20 protein-coding genes are annotated in these 18,096 nt (G+C 70.0%); 13 read left to right on the top strand and 7 right to left on the bottom strand.

The features are described from left to right. Window positions 1-77 precede the first annotated feature (77 nt). From ACT6XY_RS09705 to ACT6XY_RS09675, 7 genes are all read left to right on the top strand, one after another. Entirely contained in the window at window positions 78-965 is an 888-nt protein-coding gene (locus tag ACT6XY_RS09705; RefSeq protein WP_444748131.1) for an HpcH/HpaI aldolase/citrate lyase family protein, read from the top strand. A 55-nt stretch (window positions 966-1,020) separates the two neighbouring features. Further along, window positions 1,021-1,626, top strand: coding sequence for a shikimate kinase (locus ACT6XY_RS09700; RefSeq protein WP_444748130.1), 606 nt, complete (start codon window positions 1,021-1,023; stop codon window positions 1,624-1,626). Next, window positions 1,623-2,765 carry a 3-dehydroquinate synthase gene (aroB, locus tag ACT6XY_RS09695; protein WP_444748129.1) on the top strand — a complete coding sequence of 381 codons (1,143 nt, stop codon included), beginning with the start codon at window positions 1,623-1,625 and terminating at the stop codon, window positions 2,763-2,765. The genes ACT6XY_RS09700 and aroB overlap by 4 nt, the downstream gene beginning before the upstream one ends. Before the next feature lie 8 nt (window positions 2,766-2,773). Then, the gene (locus tag ACT6XY_RS09690; protein ID WP_444748128.1) at window positions 2,774-3,256 is read left to right on the top strand and encodes a GNAT family N-acetyltransferase; all 483 of its coding nucleotides are present in this window, start codon (window positions 2,774-2,776) and stop codon (window positions 3,254-3,256) included. Window positions 3,257-3,377: 121 nt separating this feature from the next. Next, a complete protein-coding gene (locus ACT6XY_RS09685) occupies window positions 3,378-4,661 on the top strand; it encodes an HlyC/CorC family transporter (protein ID WP_444748127.1) in 1,284 nt (427 codons plus the stop codon). Between the two features lie 36 nt (window positions 4,662-4,697). After that, window positions 4,698-5,078 (top strand): methylglyoxal synthase, encoded by a 381-nt coding sequence (locus tag ACT6XY_RS09680; RefSeq protein WP_444748126.1) that lies wholly within the window; start codon window positions 4,698-4,700, stop codon window positions 5,076-5,078. A 100-nt stretch (window positions 5,079-5,178) separates the two neighbouring features. Continuing rightward, window positions 5,179-6,036, top strand: coding sequence for a crotonase/enoyl-CoA hydratase family protein (locus ACT6XY_RS09675; protein ID WP_444748125.1), 858 nt, complete (start codon window positions 5,179-5,181; stop codon window positions 6,034-6,036). Here the strand turns inward: ACT6XY_RS09675 and ACT6XY_RS09670 are convergent. The 3 genes from ACT6XY_RS09670 to ACT6XY_RS09660 all read right to left on the bottom strand — a co-directional run bounded on the left by ACT6XY_RS09670 (window position 6,020) and on the right by ACT6XY_RS09660 (window position 6,907). Beyond that, window positions 6,020-6,268 (bottom strand): toxin-antitoxin system YwqK family antitoxin, encoded by a 249-nt coding sequence (locus ACT6XY_RS09670; protein ID WP_444748124.1) that lies wholly within the window; start codon window positions 6,266-6,268, stop codon window positions 6,020-6,022. The two genes, ACT6XY_RS09675 and ACT6XY_RS09670, sit on opposite strands and share 17 nt — an antisense overlap. A 73-nt stretch (window positions 6,269-6,341) precedes the next feature. Next, window positions 6,342-6,623, bottom strand: a complete 282-nt coding sequence (locus ACT6XY_RS09665; RefSeq protein ID WP_444748146.1) for a type II toxin-antitoxin system RelE/ParE family toxin — start codon at window positions 6,621-6,623, stop codon at window positions 6,342-6,344. Then, a complete protein-coding gene (locus ACT6XY_RS09660; RefSeq protein WP_444748123.1) occupies window positions 6,620-6,907 on the bottom strand; it encodes a CopG family ribbon-helix-helix protein in 288 nt (95 codons plus the stop codon). The genes ACT6XY_RS09665 and ACT6XY_RS09660 overlap by 4 nt, the downstream gene beginning before the upstream one ends. Before the next feature lie 155 nt (window positions 6,908-7,062). On the opposite strand from ACT6XY_RS09660, the gene ACT6XY_RS09655 reads away from it, so the two are divergent. Both ACT6XY_RS09655 and ACT6XY_RS09650 read left to right on the top strand, forming a co-directional pair. Continuing rightward, the gene (locus ACT6XY_RS09655) at window positions 7,063-8,229 is read left to right on the top strand and encodes a M20 aminoacylase family protein (protein WP_444748122.1); all 1,167 of its coding nucleotides are present in this window, start codon (window positions 7,063-7,065) and stop codon (window positions 8,227-8,229) included. Then, window positions 8,226-9,206 (top strand): Gfo/Idh/MocA family protein, encoded by a 981-nt coding sequence (locus ACT6XY_RS09650; protein WP_444748121.1) that lies wholly within the window; start codon window positions 8,226-8,228, stop codon window positions 9,204-9,206. Before ACT6XY_RS09655 ends, ACT6XY_RS09650 begins: the two co-directional genes overlap by 4 nt. Window positions 9,207-9,348: 142 nt before the next feature. Here the strand turns inward: ACT6XY_RS09650 and ACT6XY_RS09645 are convergent, their stop codons facing one another. After that, window positions 9,349-10,974 carry a GMC family oxidoreductase gene (locus ACT6XY_RS09645; protein WP_444748120.1) on the bottom strand — a complete coding sequence of 542 codons (1,626 nt, stop codon included), beginning with the start codon at window positions 10,972-10,974 and terminating at the stop codon, window positions 9,349-9,351. A 371-nt stretch (window positions 10,975-11,345) separates the two neighbouring features. Between ACT6XY_RS09645 and denD the strand changes: the two genes are divergently transcribed. The 3 genes from denD (at window position 11,346) to ACT6XY_RS09630 (ending at window position 13,652) form a co-directional block, all read left to right on the top strand. Continuing rightward, window positions 11,346-12,332, top strand: a complete 987-nt coding sequence (gene denD, locus ACT6XY_RS09640) for a D-erythronate dehydrogenase (RefSeq protein ID WP_444748119.1) — start codon at window positions 11,346-11,348, stop codon at window positions 12,330-12,332. Window positions 12,333-12,337: 5 nt separating this feature from the next. Next, window positions 12,338-13,051 carry a DNA/RNA nuclease SfsA gene (gene sfsA / locus ACT6XY_RS09635; protein WP_444748118.1) on the top strand — a complete coding sequence of 238 codons (714 nt, stop codon included), beginning with the start codon at window positions 12,338-12,340 and terminating at the stop codon, window positions 13,049-13,051. Between the two features lie 97 nt (window positions 13,052-13,148). Then, the gene (locus tag ACT6XY_RS09630; protein ID WP_444748117.1) at window positions 13,149-13,652 is read left to right on the top strand and encodes a MaoC family dehydratase; all 504 of its coding nucleotides are present in this window, start codon (window positions 13,149-13,151) and stop codon (window positions 13,650-13,652) included. A gap of 345 nt (window positions 13,653-13,997) precedes the next feature. Here the strand turns inward: ACT6XY_RS09630 and ACT6XY_RS09625 are convergent, their stop codons facing one another. Next, window positions 13,998-14,210 (bottom strand): alkylphosphonate utilization protein, encoded by a 213-nt coding sequence (locus ACT6XY_RS09625; RefSeq protein WP_106750662.1) that lies wholly within the window; start codon window positions 14,208-14,210, stop codon window positions 13,998-14,000. A gap of 4 nt (window positions 14,211-14,214) precedes the next feature. After that, window positions 14,215-15,276: a lysine-2,3-aminomutase-like protein gene (locus ACT6XY_RS09620; protein WP_444748116.1), complete on the bottom strand. Its 1,062-nt coding sequence runs from the start codon at window positions 15,274-15,276 to the stop codon at window positions 14,215-14,217. A gap of 249 nt (window positions 15,277-15,525) precedes the next feature. Between ACT6XY_RS09620 and ACT6XY_RS09615 the strand changes: the two genes are divergently transcribed. Continuing rightward, a complete protein-coding gene (locus ACT6XY_RS09615; RefSeq protein ID WP_444748115.1) occupies window positions 15,526-17,139 on the top strand; it encodes a phosphoenolpyruvate carboxykinase in 1,614 nt (537 codons plus the stop codon). Between the two features lie 98 nt (window positions 17,140-17,237). On the opposite strand, the gene ACT6XY_RS09610 is transcribed toward ACT6XY_RS09615, so the two are convergent. Beyond that, window positions 17,238-18,095 (bottom strand): SDR family oxidoreductase, encoded by an 858-nt coding sequence (locus ACT6XY_RS09610; protein WP_444748114.1) that lies wholly within the window; start codon window positions 18,093-18,095, stop codon window positions 17,238-17,240. Window position 18,096: the final 1 nt, after the last annotated feature.

Below are 18,096 nucleotides of genomic sequence, written 5' to 3'. Positions count from 1 at the left end.
GTTCGGAAGGACGATGGCATGCATGCTGCGATGCAGCTAGCCTTGCCGCACATAGCCCACCTCCGGACCCCAACGCCATGCCGATCCGTCCCCGCCGCTCCGTCCTCTACATGCCCGGCTCCAATGCCCGGGCGCTCGAGAAGGCGCGCACGCTGCCCGCCGACGTCGTCATCCTCGACCTCGAGGACGCGGTGGCGCCCGACGCCAAGGAGATCGCCCGCGGCCAGGTGGCGCAAGCGGTGCGCGAGGGCGGCTTCGGCCCGCGCGAGGTCGTGGTGCGGCTCAACGGCTTCGACACCGCCTGGGGCGCCGAGGACCTGAAGGCCCTCGCCCCCTCCGGCGCCGACGTCATCCTCCTGCCCAAGGTGAGCCGGCCGGAGGATCTCGTCGCCGCCGGCAAGGCCATCGCGGCGGCTGGGGCACCGGAGCACACCGCCGTCTGGGCGATGATGGAGACGCCGCTCGCCATGCTGAATGCGGGCGCCATCGGCGCCGCCGCGGCCGACCGCACGACGCGCCTCTCCGGTTTCGTCATGGGCACCAATGACCTCGCCAAGGAGACCGGCGCGCGCATCGTTCCCGGACGCGCCCCGATGAACGCCTGGCTGATGACCTCGCTCGCCGCGGCCCGCGCCCACGGCCTCGCCATCCTCGACGGGGTGTGGAACGAGATCGCCGACGAGGCGGGCTTTGCCCGCGAATGCGCCGAGGCGCGCGACATGGGCTTCGACGGCAAGACGCTGATCCATCCGAGCCAGATCGCGCCCTGCAACGCCGCCTTCTCGCCAGCCGAGAGGGAGGTCGCCTGGGCACGCACCATCATCGCCGCCTTCGACCTGCCGGAGAACGCCGCGAAGGGCGCGATCCAGGTCGAGGGGCGGATGGTGGAACGCCTGCACGCCGAGATGGGGCGCAAGCTCGTCGCCATCGCCGACGCCATCGCGGCGCGGGAGTCGACGGCCTGAACTCCGCCCAACCGCTCGGTTGCCCTGCCGCCCCAATCCGTGAGACACGGGCGTCATGGCGGGTGAGGTATCCTCGGCGGCTCCGGCCGCCATCGACGTGAAGCGGCTGCGCGAGGCGCTGGGCACGCGCTCCATCGTGCTCGTCGGGCTGATGGGCGCGGGCAAGTCCTCCATCGGCCGCCGGCTCGCCCACCGGCTGGGCCTGCCCTTCGTCGACGCCGACACGGAGATCGAGAAGGCGGCGGACCTGACGATCCCCGAGATCTTCGACAAGCACGGCGAGGCCTATTTCCGCTCCGGCGAGGTGCGTGTCGTCGCCCGCATCCTCGACGCAGGCCCGCAGGTGCTGGCGACCGGCGGCGGCGCCTACATGAACGCCGGGACGCGGGACCGCATCCGCGAGCGGGGCATCTCCATCTGGCTCAAGGCCGACCTCGACGTGCTGATGAAGCGCGTCAAGCGGCGCGGCGACCGGCCCCTCCTCAAGGCGGACGATCCGCAGGCGGTGCTGAAGCGGCTGATGGACGAGCGCTATCCGGTCTATGCCGAGGCGGCGCTCACCGTCCTCTCCCGCGAGGCGACCCACGAGGACGTGGTCGAGGACGTCATCCGGGCGCTGGCCGCCCACATCATGCCGCCTGCCGAACGAGACGTGCCGTGACCCCTGCCGCCACCGACGATCCCCAAGGCCTGACGCGGGTGCCCGTGGCGCTCGCCGAGCGCTCCTACGACATCCTCATCGGGTCGGGCCTCGTCCGCGGGGCCGGGGCAACGCTCGCCGAACGCTTTCCCGGCCGCGCGGTCGCCATCGTCACGGACGCCCATGTTGGCGAGATCCACGGCCCGGCGCTGGAGGCTGGCCTTTCGGCCGCCGGCATCCGCCACCACCGCATCACCGTCGCTCCGGGCGAGGCGACCAAGCGCTTTGCCGTGCTGGAGGAGGTGGTCGACCAGATCCTCGCCCACCGGCTGGAGCGCGGCGACATCGTGCTGGCGCTCGGCGGCGGCGTCGTCGGCGACCTCGCGGGCTTTGCCGCCGCGATCGTGCGCCGCGGCATGGGCTTCGTGCAGATGCCGACCTCGCTGCTCGCCCAGGTCGATTCCTCGGTCGGCGGCAAGACCGGCATCAATTCCCGCCACGGCAAGAACCTGATCGGCGCCTTCTACCAGCCGGGCCTCGTGCTGGCCGACACCGACGTGCTGGACACCCTCTCCACCCGCGAGTTCCGCGCCGGCTATGCCGAAGTGGCGAAGTACGGCCTCATCGACGACCCCGGCTTCTTCGGCTGGCTGGAGGCGAACTGGCGCGGCGTCTTCCAGGGCGGCCGCGACCGCGTCCACGCCATCGCCACCTCCTGCCGGGCCAAGGCGGCCGTCGTCGCCCGCGACGAGACCGAGACCGGCGACCGCGCCCTCCTCAATCTCGGCCACACTTTCGGCCATGCGCTGGAGGCGGCCACGGGCTACGACGGCGCCCGCCTCGTCCACGGCGAGGGCGTCGCCATCGGCATGTGCCAGGCCTTCCGCTTCTCGGCGCAGCTCGGCCTGTGCTCTCCCGTCGATGCCGCGCGCATGGCGAACCACCTGAAGGCGGTCGGCCTGCCGACCGAGCTTTCCGAGATTCCCGGCGGCGTCGGCGACGTCGACCGGCTGATGGCCGCCATCGGCCAGGACAAGAAGGTCGCCCGCGGCAAGCTCACCTTCATCCTCGCCCGCGGCATCGGCGAGAGCTTCATCGCCAGGGACGTCGATCCCGCCGCCGTGCGCGCGTTCCTGGCGGAGGAACTGGCGAGAGGGTGAGGCGGACGGTGAGCGACGCGCCCGTCATCCGCCGCGCGGAGGCCGGCGACGCTGCCGCCATGGTCGCGCTTCTCAACGCCATCATCGCGAAGGGAGGCACCACCGCCCATCGCGACCCGTTCGACGTCGACCTGATGATCCGCCTCTATGTCGCGCCGCCGCGCGCCATCGCCTGCCATGTCGCGGAGCGGGCCGGCGCCATCCTCGGGTTCCAGGCGCTCGAATGGGCCGACCCGGCGTGGACCGGCGCCAACCCTCTTCCCGCCGACTGGGCCCTCGTCGCCACCTTCGTCTCCGTGGAGGCCCAGGGCGCCGGGGTCGGCGGCCGGCTGTTCGCCGCCTCCCTCGCCGCGGCGCGGGCGGCCGGGGCGATCGCCATCGACGCGACCATCCGCCGCGAGAACCGCGGCGGGCTCGCCTACTACAGCCGCATGGGCTTCGTGGATTACTGGTCCGACGACGTGGTCATCGCCAAGAAAAGGGTGGTCTGAACGGCACCGGCGGGCAGGGCCGCACCGCCGGCGCCTTTGCCTCACCGCCGAAAGCCTTTAGGTCTAACCGGACACGGACCGATCTCCACAGGGACGAGGCCCCGAGCGGCCCACGAGGACCATGGACGAACTTGCAATCAATCCCTGGCTGGCAGTGGCGCTCATCGTCGTCTGCCTGCTCTTGTCGGCCTTCTTCTCCAGTGCCGAGACGGCCATGTCGGCGGCCTCCAAGGCGCGGATGCTGGCGCTGGAGAGCGCCGGCGACAAGCGGGCCGGCATCGTCAGCCGCCTGCTCGACACCCGCGAACGCCTGATCGGCGCCATGCTGGTCGGCAACAACATCGTCAACACGGGCGTCGCCGCCTTCGCTACCTCGCTCTTCGTCGCCGTCCTCGGCGCCGAGGGCGTGATCTACGCCACCGCGGTCATGTCGGTGCTGCTCATCGTCTTCTCCGAGGTTCTGCCCAAGACCGTGGCCATCTCGCGGCCCGAATGGATGGCGCTGATCTACGCCCGCCCCGTGGCGCTGGTCGTCGCGCTGTTCGGCCCGATCCTGGTGGCGGTGGAGGCCGTGGTGCGCGGCGTGCTGCGTCTCTTCGGCATGCGCATCAACGAGAATCAGAACGTGCTCACCGGCGCAGAGGAACTGCGCAGCACGGTCGAGCTGATGCACAAGGAGGGCTCGTTCGGGAAGCACGACCGCGACATGGTCGGCGGCATCCTCGACCTGAAGGACCTCACCGTCGAGGACGTCATGGTCCACCGCACCAAGATGGTGACCATCGATGCCGGCGACGCGCCGGAAAAGGTCGTACGGGACGTGCTGGCCGCGCCCTATACCCGCATCCCGCTGTGGCGCGGCTCGCCGGAGAACATCATCGGCGTGCTGCACGGCAAGGACCTCTTGCGGGCGCTGGCGGCCGCTGGCGGCGACCTCGCCAAGGTCGATCCTGCGACCCTGGTCCTGCCGGCCTGGTTCGTGCCGGATTCGACCAGCCTGCAGGACCAGCTCAAGGCCTTCCTGCGCCGCAAGACGCATTTCGCCTTCGTCGTGGACGAGTACGGGGAGGTGATGGGCCTCGTGACCCTCGAGGACATCATCGAAGAGATCGTCGGCGACATCAAGGACGAGCACGACGTGCAGGTGACGGGCGTGCGCCCGCAGCCGGACGGCTCGGTCAACGTCGACGGCTCGGTGCCGGTGCGCGACCTCAACCGCGCGATGGACTGGCGCCTGCCCGACGAAGAGGCGACCACGATCGCCGGCCTCGTCATCCACGAGGCGCGGTCGATCCCCGAGAGCGGCCAGACCTTCACCTTCCACGGCTTCCGCTTCCAGGTGCTGCGGCGCCAGCGCAACCGCATCTCGGCCCTGAAGATCACCCCGCTCGACCGCATCAACTGAGCGGCCGGCGCGGGCGGGACGCCGAAAGGACATCGCATGGCGGACGACACCAGACCCCTGATCGCCCTGATCGCCCACGACAAGAAGAAGCCGGACATGCTGGCCTGGGCCCGCCGCCACCACGGCCGGCTCGCCCGCCGCCGGCTGGTGGCGACCGGCACGACGGGCTCGCTCCTCAAGGCTGACATGCCCGACCTCGACATCCGCCTGATGAAGAGCGGCCCGCTCGGCGGCGACCAGCAGATCGGCGCGCTCATCGTCGAGGGGCAGATCGACATGCTGGTTTTCCTGGTCGACCCGCTGTCGCCCCACCCGCACGACGTGGACGTGAAGGCGCTGACGCGGCTTGCTGTAGTCTACGACGTGCCGATGGCCTGCAACCTCGCCACCGCGGACAGGCTGATCGCCGTCGTCTGAGGGCGCCCCCTGCCGCCTGCGCAACGGCCGACTCATCACCCACCCCGCGCGGCGCTAGCATCGCTCCGGCAAGGGCCGCCCGGCGGCAGGGGAGGATGGCATGGCGAAGGTCACTTACGAGAAGGACGGGCGGATCGGCCGCATCACGCTCAACCGGCCGGAGGTGATGAACGCCATCGACGACGAGGTACCGGCCGAGCTCGCCGACTGCGTCGCCCGCGCCAACGGCGACCCGGGCGTCCACGTCATCGTGCTCTCGGGCAAGGGCGAGGCCTTCTGCGCCGGCTACGACCTCACCTACTACGCCGAGGGCAACGGCAACGGCCAGGCGACGCAGGACATGCCCTGGGACCCGATGAAGGACTACGCCTTCATGATGCGGAACACCGAGCTGTTCATGTCGCTGTGGCGGTCCTACCGGCCGGTGATCTGCAAGGTGCACGGCTTCGCGGTGGCCGGCGGTTCCGACATCGCCATGTGCTCGGACCTCATCGTCATGGCCGAGGAGGCCCGCATCGGCTACATGCCGGTGCGCGTCTGGGGCTGCCCGACGACGGCCATGTGGGTCTACCGGCTGGGCCCTGAAAAGGCCAAGCGCATGCTCTTCACCGGCGACAAGATCGACGGCCGCGAGGCGGAGAAGCTCGGCCTCGTCCTGAAGGCGGTGCCGGCCGCCGACCTCGACGCCGAGGTGGAGGCTCTCGCCGGTCGCATGGCGACCGTGCCGGTCAACCAGCTGATGATGCAGAAGCTCGTCGTCAACCAGGCGATCGAGGCCATGGGCCTGAAGCAGACGCAGATGTTCGCCACCATCTTCGACGGCATCACCCGCCACTCGCCGGAGGGCATCAACTTCAAGACGCGGGCGGAGGAGGTGGGCTGGAAGCAGGCGGTGCGCGAGCGCGACGCCGGCACCTTCGACTGGACGCTCAACCGGCCGATCAATCCGGGCGGGTAGTCCGCCGCTTGCCGGCGACGAACCAGGTCGTGCGGTGGGCATGGCCGGAGGCGTCGTAGGTGGTCCACTCCCCGACCTGCACGCCCTTGTCGAAGGAGCCCGAGCGCAGCTTCGTGCCGTCCTTGCGGAACCACTCCCAGTAGCCCGTGGGCTCGCCGCCCGCCGTCTGGCCGCGGGCCCAGAGGCTGCCGTCGCGATGCCGCTTTTCGAACGGCTGCGTCCGGTCCGACATGCTCGTCTCCCCCTCGCGCCCCGCCGGGCCACCCTTACCGCTGACAGTCTGGTCCGCGGCAGGTCAGGCCGCGTCAGTAGCCGAACTCCCGCAGATGGCGGAATGCGAGGATCAGCACCCGATCCTCGTCCGGCTCGTGACGATAGAGCGCGACGTAGCCCGCGGTACCGAAGGGGATGACCAGTTCGCGAAGCCCTGCAAGGCCGACGGGCCGACCCATGGCCGGCAGCCTCTCCAGCGCGTCGAAATGCCGGCGGATTTCCGCCGAGGCCCGCTGCGAGGCCCGGCGATCCCGCGCGGCGAGGACGCGCCGGCACCGTTCGAGCCCGGCAACCGCTGCCGCGGTGACGATCACTCGTGGCAAGCGGGAGCCTCGGCCTCGTCGTCCGTGCCCCAGCCGGCGAGCCAGGCATCGACTTCGGCGCCCGTCAGATGCTCACCCGTCTCGCGGAAGGCCCGCCAGGAGTCCATGGCCTCGCGCTGGAAGGCTTCGCGCGCCTCCTCTCGCTGGACATAATCGGCGATGGCCTCGCGCATGATCCAGTGGGGGGATCGCTGCCGGCTCTCGGCCAGCTGCCGGACGCGCTCCTTGAGCGTCTCGTCCAGCTTCAGCGTCGTCGTGGCCTTGCCTGCCGCCATGGTGACACCTCCTGGTAAGAAGTGTCACCCTAGCACGACGGGGCTGAAGCGCGATCACATGACCTCCCGGCATTCCAGCGATCCCGCCGGCCCCCTCGCCTCGCACCGGTCTTCGCGCTAGCCTCGCGCTTTCGCCTGCCCTTCCGGAGACTTCCATGCCCGTCATCAACCGCGTTGCCGACCTCCACGACGAGATCACCGCCTGGCGCCGCGACTTCCACGAGAACCCGGAGCTGCTCTACGACGTGCACCGCACGGCCGGCATCGTCGCGCAGAAGCTGAAGGAGTTCGGCTGCGACGAGGTGGTTCCCGGCATCGGCAAGACCGGCGTCGTCGCCGTCATCAGGGGCCGCAAGAGCGGGTCCGGCAAGGTGATCGGGCTGCGCGCCGACATGGATGCGCTGCCGATCGAAGAGGCGACCGATCTGCCCTACAAGTCGAAGGTGCCGGGCAAGATGCACGCCTGCGGCCATGACGGCCACACCGCCATGCTGCTGGGCGCGGCGAAGTACCTCGCCGAGACGCGCAATTTCGACGGCACGGCCATCATGATCTTCCAGCCGGCCGAAGAGGGCGGCGGCGGCGGCGACGCCATGGTCAAGGACGGGCTGATGACCCGCTGGGGCATCCAGGAGGTCTATGGCCTGCACAACATGCCGGGCATCCCGCTCGGCACCTTCGCCGTGCGCAAGGGCCCGGCCATGGCGGCCGCCGACCGCTTCATCATCGACATCGAGGGCAAGGGCGGCCACGGCGCCATGCCGCATCTGTGCGTCGATCCGGTCCAGGCGGGATTTGCCATCGGCCTCGCCATGCAGACCATCGTCTCGCGCAACGTCGACCCCATCGAGAGCGCGGTTGTCTCCATCACCTCGGTGAAGGCGGGCGAGGCCTTCAACGTCATCCCGCAGACCCTGCGCATGCTCGGCACGGTGCGCACCTTCAAGCCGGAGATCCAGGACCTCGTGGAGGCGCGGATGAAGGAGCTGGTCGAGAGCATGGCCAAGGGCATGGGCTGCGTCGGCACGGTCGACTACCAGCGCGGCTATCCCGTCACCTTCAACCATGCCGACCAGACCGACTTCGCCGTGAAGGTGGCGCAGTCCGTCGTCGGCGCCGACAAGGTGGACCCCGAGACGCCGCCGCTGATGGGCGCCGAGGACTTCTCCTACATGCTCAACGAGCGGCCGGGCAGCTACATCTTCCTCGGCAACGGCGACACGGCCGCCTGCCACCACCCGGCCTACAACTTCGACGACAACGCGATCCCGGTGGGCACGAGCTATCTCGCCAAGATCGTCGAAGCGGCGATGCCGGCATGACCGCAGCACCTGTCGCGCTGGGCATCGTCGGCGCGGGCATCATGGGCGAGCGCCTCCTCGGCGCCGCCCTGTCACAGGCCTCAGACGTCGTCCGCATCGCCGGCATCTGGGATCCCTCGGCCGAGGCCATGGCGCGCATCGCCGCGGCCTTTCCGGGCGTGCCGCGCCTCGACGGCGCGGCGGCGGTGATCGCCGCCTGCGACTGCCTCTACATCGCCTCGCCGCCCTCCTCGCATCTGGCTCATGCCCGGGCGGCGCTGGCGGCCGGCAAGTCCGTCTTCTGCGAGAAGCCGCTGGCGGTGGACGTCGCCGACGCCCGCGCCTTCGTGGCGGAGGCCGGGGGCAAGGGTGCGGTCAACTTCCCCTTCGCCTCCTCCTTCGGGGTGGCGGCGCTGCAGCGCTGGATCGGCGAGGGCGCGGTCGGGACGCCGCGAGGCATCACCATCGAGGTCGCCTTCGCGACCTGGCCGCGCTCCTGGCAGCGGGACGCGGCGGGCTGGCTGGACGGGACCGCACAGGGCGGGTTCACCCGCGAGGTGGTGTCGCATTTCCTGTTCCTGTCGCGCCGCCTCGGCGGCCCGCTGGCGGGGCTGGAGGCGACGGCGGAGTATCCGGAGCCGGGCAAGTCCGAGCGCCGCATCGCCGCGACGCTCACCGCCGGCGGCCTGCCGGTGACGCTCAGCGGTGCGGTCGGCACAACCGAGAAGGACGACCACAACATCTGGATGATCGAGGGCGATGCGGGCGCCGTCCGGCTGCGCGACTGGTCCATCGCCGAGCGGCGGATGGAGGACGGCTCCTGGCAGCCGGACCCGAACGCGCTGCCCAACGAGAAGATGCGGCCGCTGGTGCTGCGCCGCCAGCTGGAAGGCGTCGCGGCGCTGGTGCGCGGCGAGGCGTTTCATCTCGCGACCCTGGCGGAAGCGCTGGAGGTGCAGGAGATGGTGGAGGCGATCCTGGCGTCGCGGGCGGGCTGAGCCACCGCCCTCGCCGTCATGGCCGGGCTTGGCCCGGCCATCCACGACTTGAACACCGCACGCATGAGAATTCGTGGATGCCCGGGCCAAGCCCGGGCATGACGCGGAGAGACCGGCGCGCGCTTCGGCTACACCCCCCGCCTCACCCCCGCCCGTCCTCCAGAATCATCTTCGCGCCCTTCTCGGCGATCATCAGCGTCGGCGTGTTGGTGTTGCCGGAGGTGATGGTGGGCATGACGGAGGCGTCCGCCACCCTGAGCCCCTCGATGCCGATGACGCGCAGGCGCTCGTCCACCACGGCGAGAGGATCCGAGGCGAGGCCCATCTTCGCCGTGCCCACGGGATGGAAGATGGTCGTGCCGATGTCGCCGGCAGCCTTCGCCAGGCTCTCGGCGTCGTCGCCGATCACCGGACCGGGGAGCACCTCCTCCGGGCGGTAGGGGGCGAGCGCGGCCTGGCCCATCAGGCGGCGGGTGACGCGCAGCGAATCGGCCGCCACCTGCCGGTCCTCGTCAGTGGCGAGATAGTTCGGCGCGATGACCGGCTTGTCGGTCGGGTCGGCGGAGCGGATGTGAACCTGCCCGCGCGAGGTGGGCCTGAGGTTGCAGGGCGCGACCGTGACGGCGGGATAGCGGTGCAGCGGATCGCCGAACTTGTCGAGCGACAGCGGCTGGACGTGGAACTGGATGTTGGCCCGCTCCTGGGAGGGATCGGAGCGGGTGAAGATGCCGAGCTGGCTCGGCGCCATGGTGAGCGGGCCGGTGCGGCGGAAGGCGTATTCGAGACCCATGAGGCCGCGCTTGAAGAGGTTGTGGTAGGTCTCGTTCAGCGTCTTGATGCCCTGGACCTTGTAGATGGCGCGGATCTGCAGATGGTCCTGCAGGTTGCCGCCGACCCCCGGCTTCTCCTTGACCACGGGAATGCCGTGGCGCTGCAGCACGTCGCCGTGGCCGATGCCGGAGAGTTCGAGGATCTGGGTCGAGCCGATGGAGCCGGCGGTGAGCACCACCTCGCCGCGGCAGCGGACGCGGACACTCTCGCCGCCCTGGCGTATCTGCACGGCGGTGGCGCGGCCGTCCTCGACGATCACCTTCTCGACGAGCACGCCGGAGAGCAGGTCGAGATTGTCGCGCTCGTCGATGATCGGCTTGAGGAAGCCGCGGGCCGAGGACCAGCGCAGGCCCTTCTTCTGGTTGACGTGGAAATAGGCGGTGCCCTCGTTGTCGCCGGTGTTGAAGTCGTCGAGCGGGCGCACGCCCATCTGCACCGCCGCCTCGCGCACCCGGTCGAGCAGGTCCCAGCGCACCCGCGGCGCCTCGACGCGCCAGTTGCCGCCGGTGCCGTGATGCTCGCTCTGGCCCAGGAAATGATCCTCCAGCCCGATGAACAGCGGCTTCACGTCGTCCCAGCCCCAGCCGGCGAGGCCGAGCTGGCGCCAGTGGTCGTAGTCGGCGCTCTGGCCGCGCATGGTGATCATGGCGTTGATGGCGGAGGAGCCGCCGATCACCTTGCCGCGGGGATAGATGAGCGAGCGGCCGTTGAGGCCGGGCTCGGCCTCCGTGCGGAACATCCAGTCGGCGCGCGGATTGCCGATGGCGAAGAGATAGCCGACCGGGATGTGGAACCAGATCCAGTCGTCCTTGGTGCCGGCCTCCAGCAGGAGGACGCGGTTGCGGCGGTCGGCGGAGAGGCGGTTCGCCATGAGGCAGCCGGCGGTGCCGGCTCCGCAGACGATGTAGTCCCACTCACCCTCGATGGTGCGGGCCATGGCTCCCCTCCGGCACTGTCAATCGGGCTCGTCGGCGGCCCTTCCCCGATCCATCGCGCGCGGCGGGGGGTCAGGTCAATCGGGACGGAGGGAGGAGCGGGTCACGGGCGCGCGGTCCTCACCATCCCCTTCGTCAGCGGTTCACCGCTCTCCATGATCGGAGGGCTCTGTTCACGGCCCCCCAAACCTGACCGCTCCCCTCCGCAAAGCGGGGGAGGGGTCAGGTGTGGGGGGCAGCAAACCCACAGGTACGGACGTCCACAGAACCCCAAACCTGCAACCCGCCCCCTCGCGCGTGCCCCATTCCCTGCCGGCGCGGGCCGCGCTAGCCTCCGGTCCAAATCGTTTGAAAAACGGAAGAGGACACGTCCATGCATATCCTGATCATCGGCGCCGCCGGCATGGTCGGCCGCAAGCTGACCGAGAAACTGGTGCGCGACGGAGCCCTCGGCGGCAAGCCGATCACCGAATTCTCCCTCGTCGACGTGGTGGCCCCGGAAAAGCCCGCGGGCTTCGCCGGCAAGGTGACGAGCTGGGCCGTCGACATCTCCTTCCCCAACACCGCCGGGCCGATGATCGCCGGACGGCCGGACGTCATCTTCCACCTCGCCGCCATCGTCTCCGGCGAGGCCGAGGTCGATTTCGACAAGGGCTACCGCATCAATCTCGACGGCACGCGGCAGATCTACGAGGCGATCCGCCAGGAGGGCGTCAAGGCGCCCTACCATCCGCGCGTCGTCTTCACCTCCTCCATCGCGGTCTACGGCGCGCCGTTCCACGAGTTCATCGAGGACGAGTTCTTCCACACGCCGCTGACCAGCTACGGCACGCAGAAGTCCATAGGCGAGCTCTTGCTCACCGACTATTCGCGCAAGGGCTTCTTCGACGGCGTCGGCATCCGCCTGCCGACCATCTGCGTGCGCCCCGGCAAGCCGAACAAGGCGGCCTCGGGCTTCTTCTCCAACATCATCCGCGAGCCGCTGGTGGGGATGGAGGCCGTGCTGCCGGTGGGCGACGACGTGGTCCACACCCATGCGAGCCCGCGCTCGGCGGTGGGCTTCCTCATCCATGCCGCGACCATGGACACCGCCCAGCTCGGCTGGCGGCGCAACCTCTCCATGCCGGGCGTGGTGGCCACCGTCGGCGAGCAGCTCGAGGCCCTGCGCAAGATCGGCGGCGAGAAGGCCCTGAAGCTCGTGCGCCGCGAGCCGGACGAACTCATCATCCGCATCGTCTCCGGCTGGTCGCAGCGCTTCAACGCCAAGCGCGCGGCCGAGCTCGGCTTCAGGGCGGAGACGAGCTTCGAGGAGATCGTCCGCGCCCATGTGGAGGACGAGCTCGGGGGCAAGGTCGCCTGAAGGGCATGCGCTTCCCCACTCCTCTCGTCCCCGGCCGGCTCGTCCAGCGCTACAAGCGCTTCCTCGCCGACGTCGTGCTCGACACCGGCGAGGCGGTCACCGCCCATTGCGCCAATCCCGGCGCGATGCTGGGGCTGACCGCACCGGGCAACCGGGTCTGGCTGTCGCGCTCGGCCAATGCGGCGCGCAAGCTCCCGTTGTCGTGGGAGCTGGTGGAGGCGGAGTTCGGCCGCGGGCCGGAGCTGGTCGGCATCAACACCGCCCATCCCAATGCGCTGGTGGAGGAGGCGATCGTCGACGGCACGATCGCGCCGCTCGCCGGCTATGCCACGCTGCGGCGGGAGGTGGCCTACGGGAAGGCGAGCCGCGTCGACATGATGCTGACGGGAGAGGGACGGCCGCCCTGCTACGTCGAGGTGAAGAACGTCCACCTGATGCGCCGGCCGGGCCTCGCCGAATTTCCCGATTCGGTGACCGCGCGCGGGGCGAAGCACCTCGATGAGCTCGGCGACATGGTGGAGGCCGGCCACCGGGCGGTGATGGTCTTCCTCATCCAGTACGGCGGGGCGGAGCGCTTCGCCCTCGCCCGCGACATCGACCCGGCCTATGGCAAAGCGTTCGACCGGGCGCGGGCGCGCGGCGTCGAGATGCTCAGCTTTCGCTGCCGCCTGAGCCCCGAGGCCATCGTGGTGGAGCGGGCGGTGGAGATCGCGGAGTAGAGCGCCCCGCCTGATCGGTGGGCTTGCCGCGGCAGTCCGGCTCTTCCATGAAGGGCCGACGATGCGGCCGGCGCGCCGCGACGACGGGAGCGATGGCATGAGCGTGAAACCGGGCTGGCAGGGCCGCTTCTTCGAGGATTTCGAGATCGGCGACGTCTACAAGCACCCGCTCGGGCGCACGGTGACGCAGGCCGACAACATCTGGTTCACGCTGCTCACCCAGAACACCGCCCATCCGCATTTCGACGCGAACTATGCGGCGTCGACCGGCTTCGGCAAGCCGCTGGTGAATTCCTGCTTCACCATCGCGCTGGTGACCGGACAGTCGGTCACCGACATCAGCCAGAACGTCTTCGCCAATCTCGGCTGGGACGAGGTGCGCCTGCCGGCGCCCGTCTACGAGGGCGACACGATCTATTCGGAGAGCGCGGTGCTGGAGAAGCGCGATTCCGGCTCGCGGCCGGAGGTCGGCATCCTCACCGTGCGCACCAGGGGCTACACCCAGGCCGGCGACGTGGTGATCACCTTCAAGCGGACGGTGATGGTCTATCGGCGGGGACAGGGCCCGGGCGGCAAGCACCGGCCCGAGCCGAAGGGGTGAGGGCAGCCTGCCTCCCGTGACGTCAGCCAAGGCGCTCGCCTGAAGGCCCCACCCGTACCCTCCCCGCTGACGCGGGGAGGGGGACTACCCGCGTCGTGCCCCGACAGCTGGCGTCGCGCCGGGCCCTGGCCCCCCTTCCCTCGCCCTTCGGGCTCGCCGGGGGTGACGGGCGCGATTTTCGCACTGACGACCGGGCCACAATGCCGTCATGCCCGGCCCTGTGCCGGGCATCCACGAATTCCTCGAAACGCGGTGGTCAATTCGTGGATACCCGGGACAAGCCCGGGCATGACGCGGAGCGGGTGACCATCCGTCACGACGCGTCGAGCGGCGCTAACCCTCCCCTCACGCCTTCTTCAGGAACTCCGTCCGCAGCACCAGGCCCTTGACCTTGTCGACGCTGCATTCGACCTCGTCGGGGTCGTCGGTGAGGCGGATGGACTTCACCCGCGTGCCGCGCTTCAGCGTCACCGAGGTGCCCTTCACCTTGAGGTCCTTGATGATGGTGACGCTGTCGCCGTCCTTCAGGATCGCCCCGTTCGAGTCCTTCACGTCCATGATTTCAGTCCTTCGTCTCTGCCGGGGGATAGGTGTGGCGCGCGCCGCGCCAGTCCTCGACCTCGCCGGCACCGAGATAGTGCGGCCCGACGGGGACCTTGCCCTCGCCGCCGGGGATGTCGAGCACGTAGGTCGGCTGGGCGAGGCCGGAGAGGCGGCCGCGCAGGGCCCGCATCAGCGCCTGGCCCTCGGCGATGGAGAGGCGGAAATGGGCGGTGCCGGGGGCCATGTCCGGGTGGTGGAGGTAGTAGGGCTTCACCCGGTTGGCGAGGAAGGCGCGCATCAGGGCGGCGAGGGTGTCGGCGTCGTCGTTGACCCCGCGCAGCAGCACCGACTGGCTCACGAGGGCGATGCCGGCATCGGCGAGGCGGGCGAGGGCCGTTTCGGCGGCGGGCGTGAACTCGCGGGCGTGGTTGGCGTGGACGGCGACATAGACCGCCTTGCCAGGCGCGCGCAGGGCGCGGGCGAAGTCGGCGGTGACGCGCTCGGGTGCGACGACGGGCACGCGGGTGTGCCAGCGGATGACCCTGACGTGCGGAATGGCGGCGAGCGCCCGGGTGACGTCGCGCACCCGCCGGGCGGAGAGCACGAAGGGGTCGCCGCCGGTGAGGATGACCTCGAAGATATCCGGCCGCGCGGCGACATAGGCGATGGCGGCGGAGAGCTCCGCCTCGTCCAGCGCGCCCTTGCCGCCCGGGCCGACCATCTCGCGGCGGAAGCAGAAGCGGCAATAGACCGGGCAGACGTGGACGATCTTCAGGAGCACCCGGTCGGGATAACGGTGGACGATGCCGGTGAGCGGCGAATGCGCCTCGTCGCCGATCGGGTCGGCGCGCTCCTCGGCCCGGATGTCCAGCTCGTTGAGGTCGGGGAGAAACTGGCGGGCGATCGGATCGGCCGCGCGATCTCCGGACGGCCCCCGCGCGATCAGCGCGGTCATGGCGGGCGTCACGGCGACGGCGTAGCGCTCCCCGACTTTCGCCGCAGCGGCGGCGTCGGCGGGCGCGATCAGGCCGGCCGCGAGGAGGTCGGCCGCCGTGCGCAGGGTGCGGTCGGGGCGGGTCATGGCGGCCTCATGATCCCTGACGCGCGCAAAGGCAAGGGCCGGCTGCGCCGGGAACCGCCCGCCGGCCATGGCCGTTGACGAAAAAGCTCTGCGCGGGACGGGGATCAGCCCTCAGTCGGGCTTGCCGGCAAAGAGCCTTTGGATTACGGGGTTTGCCTCCGCCGCGGCCCCCCGGACCCGGCGCCTGACTGCATGGCATTCCAAGGCGCGGCAAGCGCCGAGACGCGGACCCTTTAGGGGAGGACTTCCTTGGCCGAGACCGGAACCTGGAACAAGGCGCATGGGGCCGACGCGTTCGGCTTTTCGGGGCTGAAGGCCCTGCACTGGAACTATCTGGAGCCGCAGCTGGTCGAGGAATCGATCGCCCGCGGCGAGGCCAAGCTCTCGGCCGGCGGGCCGCTGGTCGCCGAGACCGGCCAGCACACCGGCCGGTCTCCGAAGGACAAGTTCGTGGTGCGCGACGCCACCACCGAGAACACGGTCTGGTGGGACAACAACGGTTCCATCTCGCCCGAGGCCTTCGACCTCCTCATGGCCGACATGCTGGAGCATGCCAAGGGCCGCGAGCTCTTCGCCCAGGACCTCCACGGTGGCGCCGACCCGGCGACCCGGATCAAGACCCGCGTCTTCACCGAATATGCCTGGCACAACCTCTTCATCCGCAACCTGCTGATCCGCCCGAAGCGCGAGGAGCTCGCCTCCTTCGTGCCGGACATGACCATCGTCGACCTGCCCTCGTTCAAGGCCGACCCGAAGAAATACGGCGTGCGCACCGAGACGGTGATCGCCTGCGACTTCACCCGCAAGATCGTGCTGATCGGCGGCACCTCCTATGCCGGCGAGATGAAGAAGAGCGTCTTCACCATGCTCAACTTCCTGCTGCCGCCGCAGCACGTGATGCCGATGCACTGCTCGGCCAACGTCTCGCCCCAGGGCGAGGTTGCGGTGTTCTTCGGCCTGTCGGGCACCGGCAAGACGACGCTCTCGGCCGATGCCAGCCGCACCCTCATCGGTGACGACGAGCACGGCTGGGGCCGCGACGGCGTCTTCAACTTCGAGGGCGGCTGCTACGCCAAGGCGATCAAGTTGTCCCGCGAGGCCGAGCCCGAGATCTACGCCACCTCCGAGCGCTTCGGCTCGGTGATGGAGAACGTGGTCATCGATCCCGTCTCGCGGATCCCGGACTTCGACGACGGCTCGAAGACCGAGAACACCCGCATCGCCTATCCGCTGCACTTCATCGCCAATGCCTCGGAGACCGGCCGCGCCGGCCATCCGAAGAACATCGTGATGCTCACCGCCGATGCCTTCGGCGTCATGCCGCCCATCGCCAAGCTGACGCCGGCGGAGGCGATGTACCACTTCCTCTCCGGCTTCACCGCCAAGGTCGCCGGCACGGAGAAGGGCGTCACCGAGCCGCAGCCGACCTTCTCGACCTGCTTCGGCGCGCCGTTCATGCCGCGCCATCCGTCGGAATACGGCAACCTGCTGCGCGAGCTGATCGCCAAGCACCACGTCGACTGCTGGCTGGTGAACACCGGCTGGACCGGCGGCAAGCATGGCGTCGGCCGCCGCATGCCGATCTCGATCACGCGCCTCTTGCTGCGCTCGGCCCTCGACGGCTCGCTCAATCGCGCCGACTTCCGCCGCGACCCCTATTTCGGCTTCGCGGTGCCGACCTCGGTGCCGGGCGTGCCGCCGCACATGCTCTATCCGATCAAGACCTGGCGCGATAAAGCCGAGTTCGACGCCACGGCGCGCAAGCTCGTGCAGATGTTCCAGGACAACTTCGCCAAGTTCGAGCCCTATGTGGACGCGGACGTGAAGGCGGCGGCGCCCGCGGTGCAGCTCGCGGCGGAGTGAGCTCCACGACCGATCTCAATGGAAAAGCCCGGCCTCGCGCCGGGCTTTTTCATTCCGGCTCCCGCGGGTGGGGTGACAGGGCCGCCGAGGAGGCGCGGCTATCCCTTCCGCGTCAGCCCGAGGCGCTTGGCCGCGATGCGGTCGAGCCAGCGGGCCGGCAGCAGGAGCGGCAGGACCCAGTTCATCAGGGTCGACGGGGTGATGGTGTAGCGCACCTTCGGGCTCGCGGCGGAGAGCGCCGTGTGCACCACCTCCGCCACGGCGGATGCCGGCAGGGCGTGGCGGGCGCGGGCGAGAACCTCCCGCTCGAAGCGGTCGATCAGCGGCCCGTAGAACGTTCCCTGGTAGCGCGATTTCTCCACGGCGCCGGCCGACTTCTCCCAGATCGGCGTCGCGATCGGCCCCGGACCGACGATGACGACGTCGACGCCGAAGGGCATGAGCTCGCGGCGGAGCGCATGGCTCACCGCCTCCAGCGCGTGCTTGGTCGCCGCATAGCCGCCGACGAAGGGCCAGGCGAGTTTCCCCGAAACCGAGGACATCATGACGATGCGACCCGGGCGGCCGACGAACCCCTCCTGCGCACCGAGCAGCGGGGCAAACGCCTGCACCGTCGCGATCTGGCCGAGGACGTTGACCTTCCACTGGCGGTCAAGCTCGTCGAGCGACTGGTGCAGCAGCGGCCCTGGCAGGGAGATGCCGGCATTGCAGACGAGGCCGTCGAGCGGCGCCCCGCCGAGCAGGTCCGACGCCGTCGCGGCGGCGCGCGACAGGCTCTCGACGTCGGTGACGTCGCAGACGAGAGGGGTGAAGGCGGGACCGAGGTCGTTGTCGAGGCGCTCGCCGTCCTCGGCGCGGCGCACCGTGCCGAAGACGCGCCAGCCGCGCTTCACGAGGTCGGCCGCGATGGCCTCGCCGATGCCCGACGAGACGCCCGTGACGAGGCAGGACTGCATG

The sequence above is a fragment of the Phreatobacter sp. genome (genome assembly GCF_052440005.1).
Classification (GTDB): domain Bacteria; phylum Pseudomonadota; class Alphaproteobacteria; order Rhizobiales; family Phreatobacteraceae; genus Phreatobacter.
This window is presented reverse-complemented; position numbering and strand designations above follow the sequence as displayed.

What these genes read in the sequence shown, in the direction of transcription:
- ACT6XY_RS09705 (WP_444748131.1), top strand. Translation starts at nt 78, where the DNA reads ATGCCGATCCGTCCCCGCCGCTCCGTCCTCTACATGCCCGGCTCCAAT.
- ACT6XY_RS09670 (WP_444748124.1), bottom strand. Translation starts at nt 6,268, where the DNA reads ATGTCGGACCGGACGCAGCCGTTCGAAAAGCGGCATCGCGACGGCAGC.
- ACT6XY_RS09620 (WP_444748116.1), bottom strand. Translation starts at nt 15,276, where the DNA reads ATGACCCGCCCCGACCGCACCCTGCGCACGGCGGCCGACCTCCTCGCG.
- ACT6XY_RS09630 (WP_444748117.1), top strand. Translation starts at nt 13,149, where the DNA reads ATGAGCGTGAAACCGGGCTGGCAGGGCCGCTTCTTCGAGGATTTCGAG.
- ACT6XY_RS09610 (WP_444748114.1), bottom strand. Translation starts at nt 18,095, where the DNA reads ATGCAGTCCTGCCTCGTCACGGGCGTCTCGTCGGGCATCGGCGAGGCC.
- ACT6XY_RS09650 (WP_444748121.1), top strand. Translation starts at nt 8,226, where the DNA reads ATGACCGCAGCACCTGTCGCGCTGGGCATCGTCGGCGCGGGCATCATG.
- ACT6XY_RS09685 (WP_444748127.1), top strand. Translation starts at nt 3,378, where the DNA reads ATGGACGAACTTGCAATCAATCCCTGGCTGGCAGTGGCGCTCATCGTC.
- ACT6XY_RS09645 (WP_444748120.1), bottom strand. Translation starts at nt 10,974, where the DNA reads ATGGCCCGCACCATCGAGGGTGAGTGGGACTACATCGTCTGCGGAGCC.
- ACT6XY_RS09660 (WP_444748123.1), bottom strand. Translation starts at nt 6,907, where the DNA reads ATGGCGGCAGGCAAGGCCACGACGACGCTGAAGCTGGACGAGACGCTC.
- ACT6XY_RS09655 (WP_444748122.1), top strand. Translation starts at nt 7,063, where the DNA reads ATGCCCGTCATCAACCGCGTTGCCGACCTCCACGACGAGATCACCGCC.
- ACT6XY_RS09700 (WP_444748130.1), top strand. Translation starts at nt 1,021, where the DNA reads ATGGCGGGTGAGGTATCCTCGGCGGCTCCGGCCGCCATCGACGTGAAG.
- sfsA (WP_444748118.1), top strand. Translation starts at nt 12,338, where the DNA reads ATGCGCTTCCCCACTCCTCTCGTCCCCGGCCGGCTCGTCCAGCGCTAC.
- ACT6XY_RS09675 (WP_444748125.1), top strand. Translation starts at nt 5,179, where the DNA reads ATGGCGAAGGTCACTTACGAGAAGGACGGGCGGATCGGCCGCATCACG.
- denD (WP_444748119.1), top strand. Translation starts at nt 11,346, where the DNA reads ATGCATATCCTGATCATCGGCGCCGCCGGCATGGTCGGCCGCAAGCTG.
- ACT6XY_RS09680 (WP_444748126.1), top strand. Translation starts at nt 4,698, where the DNA reads ATGGCGGACGACACCAGACCCCTGATCGCCCTGATCGCCCACGACAAG.
- ACT6XY_RS09625 (WP_106750662.1), bottom strand. Translation starts at nt 14,210, where the DNA reads ATGGACGTGAAGGACTCGAACGGGGCGATCCTGAAGGACGGCGACAGC.